This is a genomic window from Streptococcus mitis, assembly GCF_001074635.1.
Classification (GTDB): domain Bacteria; phylum Bacillota; class Bacilli; order Lactobacillales; family Streptococcaceae; genus Streptococcus; species Streptococcus mitis_E.
In genome coordinates this window covers 22,964-29,605 of sequence record NZ_JUQO01000107.1, presented here as the reverse complement: position 1 = coordinate 29,605, position 6,642 = coordinate 22,964, and the positions used below count along the sequence as shown (strand labels likewise).

Below are 6,642 nucleotides of genomic sequence, written 5' to 3'. Positions count from 1 at the left end.
TACAGCCTGCGGCTAGTTTCCTAGTTTGCTCTTTGATTTTCATTGAGTATAAAACTCATGATGTTTATGATATTCCTAGTAGACATTTGTACACTTTTTTTATATAATAAAACTAAACCATATTGGTTGAGTTTTGAAATATGGCTTCAAGCATCGATTAGTCTTTCTAAGGGAGATAATGTCCATTAAAGTATCATAATAGGAGGTGAAGTATGTATCAGCCAGAAAAATTAAAGGCTCGGAGGAAAGAGTTAAAACTGACACAGAAGGAAATTGCAGAGCAACTTGGGATTAGTTTCCAGGCTTACTCAGCTTGGGAACGTGGAATCAAAGAACCGTCTAAGGAGAAGGTGTTTCAGCTAGAGAATATTTTAAAAGTACCAAAAGGATATTTTACTCAGATCGAGATTGTCCGTCTCTACCATAGCCTCTCCAAGCAAGGTCAGGAGAAGGTTGTTCTCTATGCTCGCAACCTATCTCAAGAGGAGAAAGTCCAGAAAGTGGCTCCTATGCCAGAGCGCCTCTACGAGTATTGTGTTTATGAACGCATGTCAGCAGGGATTGGGGCTTCGGTCTACGATGATCAGAATTTTGATACGGTTTACTTTAATGAGGAGTTGGCTCATGATTTTGCGTCATGGGTGTCTGGGGACTCCATGGAACCTAAATACCAAAATGGCTCAGTAGCTCTGATTCGAGAGACAGGATTTGACTATGATGGGGCGGTTTATGCAGTGGTTTGCAACAACCAGACCTATATCAAACGGGTCTATCGAGAGGAGAATGGATTGCGTCTGGTCTCTATCAATCCTAAATACAAGGATATTTTCATCTCCTATGAGGAAGATCCTCGGATTGTGGGGATTATCGTTGGGAACTTTGTACCGATGGAGGGATAGCCAATGGGCTACTTTGATTATTCCAGAGAGCCCAAAAGTGACATTGCCTTTGTCGATATGAAATCCTTTTATGCCAGTGTTGAGTGCGTGAAAAGGGGCTTACATCCGCTGAAAACCTCGCTTTGTGTCATGAGTCGCGCGGATAATTCCACTGGTCTTATCCTAGCCTCCTCTCCCCTGTTTAAGAAGATTTTTGGCAAGTCAAATGTTGGTCGGGCCTATGAGTTGCCTTTTGATATCAAGACCCGCAAATTTTCCTACTATAATGCTAGAAAGCAGGGGTTGCCTACTGATTCAGACTATGTTCGCTACATCGAAGATTGGGCTCAAGTGACCTTGATTGTGCCACCCAGGATGGATGAGTACATAGCGGTCAATATGGAAATTCAGCGAATCTTTCAAAACTATGGCAGTCCAGATGATATTTATCCCTACTCTATCGATGAGGGCTTTATTGACCTGACTAGCTCGCTCAACTATTTCATCCCAGATAAGAGTCTCTCTCGCAAAGACAAGCTGGATATGCTTTCTGCTCGTATTCAGAGGGATATTTGGAGGCAGACAGGGATCTACTCTACAGTAGGTATGTCAAATGCCAATCCTTTACTGGCCAAGTTGGCTCTGGATAATGAGGCTAAGCACACTCCGACCATGAGGGCCAACTGGTCTTACCAGGATGTGGAAGAGAAGGTCTGGTCCATTCCCAAGATGACCGACTTTTGGGGAATTGGCAGGCGGATGGAGAAACGCTTGCATGCTCTGGGGATTTTTTCCATCAAGGAATTGGCAATCAGCAATCCCGACCAGTTAAAGAAAGCTCTGGGTCAGGCTGGCCTGCGTTTGTGGTTTCATGCTAACGGAATTGATGAGAGCAATGTTCATAAGCCCTATAAAACCAAATCCAAGGGTTTGGGAAATTCTCAAATCTTGCCTAGAGACTACGTGAAGCTACGGGATATTGAAATTATTCTCCGGGAAATGGCTGAGCAGGTAGCTATTAGATTGAGAAAGTCTGGAAAGAAAACAACCCTTGTCTCTATCTATGTCGGTTTCTCTAAACAGGAGGTTAGGTCGTCTATTCACACACAAATGAAGGTCGAACCTACCAATAATACAGCTGTCTTAACGGATTATGTTTTGAAGCTATTTCATGACAAATACACTTCTGGAGCAGTCAGAAGTGTCGGAGTAAACTATTCAGGCTTTGTAGACGAGTCCTTTGGTTTGATATCTCTCTTTGATGATGTTGACAAGTTAGAAAAAGAAGAAAGGCTCCAGACGGCCATTGACTCCATTCGGGAACAATTTGGTTTCACTTCCCTTTTAAGAGCAAATGCACTGGAAGAAGCCTCTAGGAGTCTTGCTAGAAGCAAGCTGATTGGGGGACATTCTGCTGGAGGATTAGATGGATTAAAATGATTGATCGTTCTTATTTACCTTTTCAATCTGCGCGAGATTATCAAGATCCAGGTATGCAGAAGTGGATGGGGTTTTACCTTTCAGAACATACTAGTTCGCTTAGTGAAGAAAAAAGCCGTGTTGATTTTTCTACGGATTTGACTCCAGATGAGAAGTTGCACTTGCTTTCTCAGCTTTATGTTGGCCAACTTAGGGGAAGTTTTGTGCTAAAGGAAAAGAAGCAGAAAACCACTATCATCGGTGTGGTGAGAGAGTTATCGCCTCAGACTCTATCTATTAGGACAAACGAGGGATATAGGTTGATAGAGGTTGCAGATATCCTCGAAATTCGACTGTGGGAGGAGGGAGTTTATGACTAGAAAAGAGCTGTATGAAAACAAACTGCAGATGGATTATTTTTCAGATAACTATATTCATTTTGAAGAGGATTTTCAAAAATACTCTGCCATGAACGTACCCTTGACTTTCTTGATTGATGACATCCTACGAACCATGGCGATGAATCAGAAAAACTACTTTGTCTTAAACAAGGAAAATGCCAAGGATGGACGGAAGCATCGCTTTTATTTTAGGGTGGTAACGGAAAAAGCGTGTCCTAGAAATCGGACCTATACATACTCAGGAGTCAAGAATAGCAGTCAGTAGTGGCTTGTCTGCTATGAATGTATCATTTTTACAACACTTCATGGTTCACATCATGGGGTGTTTTTCTATTTAAGTCAAAGCCCATCAAAAAATCTCACTATTCATCAGGCTAAAGGAAACCTAATCATAGTGAGATTGTGAATTATAGTAGTTTTTGTATTGCCTCTTCAATTTGTTTTGGGTCTGTTTTGGAAGAGAAGCGTTCAAAGACCTGCCCATCACGACCGATGAGAAATTTAGCGAAATTCCATTCGATTCGTTTTCCCAGTGGGTCAGATTTTTGTTCTTTCAACCAAACATAGAGAGGATCTGCTTCCTTACCGTTGACCTTTATCTTGGCAAAACGTGGGAAGGTGGTCTGATAATGTAGGCTACAGAAGGTGTTGATTTCCTCTGCGCTACCTGGTGCTTGTCCCATAAACTGATTGCAAGGGAAGTCTAAAATCTCAAAACCTTGTTTTTCATAGCGGTCATAGAGTTCTTGGAGTCCTTGGTACTGGGGCGTTAAACCACATCCAGTAGCAGTGTTGACAACCAAGAGAACCTTACCACGATAGGTCTCTAGTGGAGTTTCTTGATGGTCTTGGTTCAAGACTGAAAAATCGTATAGTGAAGTCATTGCTTGCTTTTCTCCTTCTGATTGGTATTTTTAGGAGTTTTCTCCTCCTGTAATGATAGAAATCCGTAGGTCAGGGTTCCAAAAATGCTACCGATAATCAGGCCATACATCAGAAGAGGAACACTTTTATCGAATTGTATGAGCAACTTACCAAAATCTGAAAAGGACATCTGCTGAACGAAGACTTTATGAAAGATGAGTAGGGTAAAGAGGCCAATCTGAAGACCGATAAACACAACCCAGCTTCGAAATTTGATTTGGGCTTTGCTGTAGGTTTTGAGGATGATTTCTGACTTGTCATCTTTTTCCAGATGGAGTTCTTTGACAGCTCTTTGAGTTTTTAAGGTAATGAAAAAAATGAGTCCAGAGTAAATGTAGGGCATGGCATAGCGAACGGCTTCTATGAAGCGTCCAAATAATAGATAAAACAAGAAGAGAATGAAGGAAGAGTAAAAGATTTGGACCATGGAACGGGCACAAGCCTTGTAGATAATCTCTTGCCGACATTCATCAAAAGGGCCTTGAATATGAAAGAGATTTCGGAGTAGGCGAGTGGTTAAGTCTTCTTTTTTCATGCTGGTAACCTCCTAAATGAGCGGTTTTACTGACTTTCTTTTACGAATTGATAGAGATAATAAAGATAAATGATAGAAGAAAGGCTAGCGATAGTCAGCAGTAAATAATAATTCCAATTGCCTGAGACGAGCATCAGTTGTGGAAAAGATAGAATCATAAAGTATAGTGCTAAGTTAAGTGTGCGCGTTTTTGGGGAGTCAATCTTTAGATAAGTCAGTACTTTGTTAAGTGCTAGAATAAAGACTAGCACGAGGAATGTCTCGTCGATTGGCAAGTTCCCTGAAATGATGATGAAGATGAGCAGAGAACTGAACAAAAGATGATAGGTAAGTAAAGTTACTAGTGATTTCATAGGGCACCTCCTAATCCTGGTCTTTTTTAGCTCTTGCAATACGAAGTGAGTCAACAGTATGCATCATCACTCCGAAAAAGAAAGCTCCCAGTATAGTTTTAAAAATATGTTTTGTATTTAGAAGAGAAGTGATAAAATTTGGATTTTCACTTGTTAGGGTATCAATGAGTGGAATTATAAAAAATATCACTGTTCCATAAATCGAACCTGCTTTCAGACCAGGATAACGTAACTGTTTCTTTTCTTTTTTCATAGTTTCCTCCTAATCCTCATCTTGATCTTTCTTAGTTTTTGCAATGCGACGGGAGATGAGGAACTGTATGCTCGCTCCGAAGAAGATAGAACCGAGAATGCTTGATACACCATTTCTTATAGTGAGAAGAGAATGAAAATAGTCCTGACCTTCACCTATGAGTATACTGAGAAGAGGAGTTATAAAAAACATCCATAGACCAAAGAACAAACCTGCTTTAAGACCTGGGTAGTGTAGTTGCTTACTTTCTTTCTCACTCAGCATATCTGGATCAATAGCTGTAATCCCTGTTTTTTTCATTTGGTAGGTGACATAGCCAGCAACGATGAGGGCAATCACTAAAATCAGAGGAGGATAGATTAGAGCCACTTCTTGAGGGTATTTATAGGCCAGAAGGAGTGGAATAAGATTTCCGAAAATCATCAGATAAAAGAGGACGATAAAGACTTGGTTCCCAATACTATCGGCCTCACGCCGTTTGTATTCGTCAAGGGGACCAGAAATACCGTATGTGCGCTTGATCAGTTTTTCAGTGAAGGTTTCTTTTTTCATAAGTTGGCTCCTTTTTTAAAAATCATCCTCCCAAAAGAGACTGTTGAGGTCAGTTTGGAGGCTGCGGGCGAGATTGAGACAGAGTTCCAGGGTTGGATTGTACTTGTCGTTTTCAATCATATTGATGGTTTGTCTCGAGACACCGATATCCTTGGCGAGTTCGAGCTGGGAAATGCCCAGTTCCTTGCGAAATTCTTTCACACGATTCATCTGGTCTCCTTTCTGATTTGTGTCGTATATATTTGACTACATTATATTCTTCTATAGAGTGAATGTCAAGCATATTTGACATATTTCTTAAAGAAATCTTACTTGTTTTTGCCCTATTTGTCTGACTAGTGCAAGCTAGTCAGATTTGTGGTAAAATAGATAAGATATGACAAAAGAATTTCATCATGTAACGGTCTTACTCCACGAAACGGTTGATATGCTCGACGTAAAGCCTGACGGTATCTACGTTGATGCGACCTTGGGTGGAGCGGGCCATAGCGAATATTTATTAAGTAAATTAAGTGAAAAAGGCCATCTCTATGCCTTTGACCAGGACCAGAATGCCATTGACAACGCGCAAAAACGCTTGGCACCCTATATCGAAAAAGAGATGGTAACCTTTATCAAGGATAACTTCCGTCATTTACAGGCACGTTTGCGCGAAGCTGGTGTTCAGGAAATTGATGGAATTTGTTATGACTTAGGAGTGTCTAGTCCTCAATTAGACCAGCGTGAGCGTGGTTTTTCTTATAAAAAGGATGCACCACTGGACATGCGGATGAATCAGGATGCTAGTTTGACAGCCTATGAAGTGGTGAATCACTATGACTATCATGACTTGGTTCGTATTTTCTTCAAGTATGGCGAGGATAAATTCTCTAAACAGATTGCGCGTAAGATTGAACAAGCTCGGGAAGTCAAGCCAATCGAGACAACGACTGAGTTGGCAGAGATTATCAAGTCGGCTAAACCTGCCAAGGAGCTCAAGAAGAAGGGCCATCCTGCCAAGCAGATTTTCCAGGCTATTCGAATTGAAGTCAATGATGAACTGGGAGCAGCAGATGAATCTATCCAGCAGGCTATGGAGATGTTGGCTCTGGATGGTAGAATTTCAGTGATTACCTTTCATTCACTAGAAGACCGCTTGACCAAGCAATTGTTCAAGGAATCTTCAACAGTGGAAGTTCCAAAAGGCTTGCCCTTCATCCCAGATGATCTCAAGCCCAAGATGGAATTGGTATCCCGTAAGCCAATCTTGCCAAGTGCAGAAGAATTAGAAGCCAATAACCGCTCGCACTCAGCTAAGTTGCGCGTGGCCAGAAAAATTCACAAGTAA

General features: G+C 41.3%; 11 protein-coding genes. 5 read left to right on the top strand and 6 right to left on the bottom strand.

Annotation, left to right across the window (positions count from 1 at the left end):
* The first annotated feature begins 212 nt into the window (after positions 1-212).
* From ADI58_RS04600 to ADI58_RS04585, 4 genes are read left to right on the top strand one after another with little or no spacing between them, the layout of a single operon-like run.
* Positions 213-899 (top strand): XRE family transcriptional regulator, encoded by a 687-nt coding sequence (locus ADI58_RS04600; protein WP_049521635.1) that lies wholly within the window; start codon positions 213-215, stop codon positions 897-899.
* A gap of 3 nt (positions 900-902) precedes the next feature.
* The gene (locus ADI58_RS04595) at positions 903-2,318 is read left to right on the top strand and encodes a Y-family DNA polymerase (RefSeq protein WP_049521634.1); all 1,416 of its coding nucleotides are present in this window, start codon (positions 903-905) and stop codon (positions 2,316-2,318) included.
* Positions 2,315-2,677, top strand: coding sequence for a hypothetical protein (locus tag ADI58_RS04590; protein WP_049521633.1), 363 nt, complete (start codon positions 2,315-2,317; stop codon positions 2,675-2,677). The genes ADI58_RS04595 and ADI58_RS04590 overlap by 4 nt, the downstream gene beginning before the upstream one ends.
* Complete coding sequence (locus ADI58_RS04585; protein WP_045612269.1) at positions 2,670-2,963, top strand: DUF5960 family protein; 294 nt, start codon at positions 2,670-2,672, stop codon at positions 2,961-2,963. Before ADI58_RS04590 ends, ADI58_RS04585 begins: the two co-directional genes overlap by 8 nt.
* 142 nt (positions 2,964-3,105) lie before the next feature.
* Here ADI58_RS04585 and ADI58_RS04580 read toward each other — a convergent pair whose 3' ends face one another.
* Genes ADI58_RS04580 through ADI58_RS04555 form a run of 6 tightly spaced genes read right to left on the bottom strand, consistent with a single transcriptional unit; the run spans position 3,106 to position 5,525 of the window.
* Positions 3,106-3,582: a glutathione peroxidase gene (locus tag ADI58_RS04580; RefSeq protein ID WP_049521632.1), complete on the bottom strand. Its 477-nt coding sequence runs from the start codon at positions 3,580-3,582 to the stop codon at positions 3,106-3,108.
* The gene (locus ADI58_RS04575) at positions 3,579-4,157 is read right to left on the bottom strand and encodes a DUF3278 domain-containing protein (protein ID WP_049521631.1); all 579 of its coding nucleotides are present in this window, start codon (positions 4,155-4,157) and stop codon (positions 3,579-3,581) included. The genes ADI58_RS04580 and ADI58_RS04575 overlap by 4 nt, the downstream gene beginning before the upstream one ends.
* A gap of 26 nt (positions 4,158-4,183) precedes the next feature.
* Complete coding sequence (locus tag ADI58_RS04570) at positions 4,184-4,510, bottom strand: hypothetical protein (RefSeq protein ID WP_000839384.1); 327 nt, start codon at positions 4,508-4,510, stop codon at positions 4,184-4,186.
* Positions 4,511-4,520: 10 nt separating this feature from the next.
* Positions 4,521-4,763 carry a hypothetical protein gene (locus ADI58_RS04565; protein ID WP_049521630.1) on the bottom strand — a complete coding sequence of 81 codons (243 nt, stop codon included), beginning with the start codon at positions 4,761-4,763 and terminating at the stop codon, positions 4,521-4,523.
* A 9-nt stretch (positions 4,764-4,772) separates the two neighbouring features.
* A complete protein-coding gene (locus ADI58_RS04560; RefSeq protein ID WP_049521629.1) occupies positions 4,773-5,315 on the bottom strand; it encodes a DUF3278 domain-containing protein in 543 nt (180 codons plus the stop codon).
* A gap of 15 nt (positions 5,316-5,330) precedes the next feature.
* Complete coding sequence (locus tag ADI58_RS04555) at positions 5,331-5,525, bottom strand: helix-turn-helix transcriptional regulator (RefSeq protein ID WP_001082470.1); 195 nt, start codon at positions 5,523-5,525, stop codon at positions 5,331-5,333.
* A gap of 166 nt (positions 5,526-5,691) precedes the next feature.
* Here ADI58_RS04555 and rsmH point away from each other — a divergent pair, with 166 nt between their 5' ends.
* Positions 5,692-6,642, top strand: coding sequence for a 16S rRNA (cytosine(1402)-N(4))-methyltransferase RsmH (gene rsmH, locus ADI58_RS04550; protein WP_049521628.1), 951 nt, complete (start codon positions 5,692-5,694; stop codon positions 6,640-6,642).

Coding starts and splice junctions, on each gene's coding strand:
- ADI58_RS04590 (WP_049521633.1), top strand. CDS start 2,315: ATGATTGATCGTTCTTATTTACCTTTTCAATCTGCGCGAGATTATCAA.
- ADI58_RS04570 (WP_000839384.1), bottom strand. CDS start 4,510: ATGAAATCACTAGTAACTTTACTTACCTATCATCTTTTGTTCAGTTCT.
- ADI58_RS04585 (WP_045612269.1), top strand. CDS start 2,670: ATGACTAGAAAAGAGCTGTATGAAAACAAACTGCAGATGGATTATTTT.
- ADI58_RS04580 (WP_049521632.1), bottom strand. CDS start 3,582: ATGACTTCACTATACGATTTTTCAGTCTTGAACCAAGACCATCAAGAA.
- ADI58_RS04565 (WP_049521630.1), bottom strand. CDS start 4,763: ATGAAAAAAGAAAAGAAACAGTTACGTTATCCTGGTCTGAAAGCAGGT.
- rsmH (WP_049521628.1), top strand. CDS start 5,692: ATGACAAAAGAATTTCATCATGTAACGGTCTTACTCCACGAAACGGTT.
- ADI58_RS04560 (WP_049521629.1), bottom strand. CDS start 5,315: ATGAAAAAAGAAACCTTCACTGAAAAACTGATCAAGCGCACATACGGT.
- ADI58_RS04575 (WP_049521631.1), bottom strand. CDS start 4,157: ATGAAAAAAGAAGACTTAACCACTCGCCTACTCCGAAATCTCTTTCAT.
- ADI58_RS04595 (WP_049521634.1), top strand. CDS start 903: ATGGGCTACTTTGATTATTCCAGAGAGCCCAAAAGTGACATTGCCTTT.
- ADI58_RS04600 (WP_049521635.1), top strand. CDS start 213: ATGTATCAGCCAGAAAAATTAAAGGCTCGGAGGAAAGAGTTAAAACTG.
- ADI58_RS04555 (WP_001082470.1), bottom strand. CDS start 5,525: ATGAATCGTGTGAAAGAATTTCGCAAGGAACTGGGCATTTCCCAGCTC.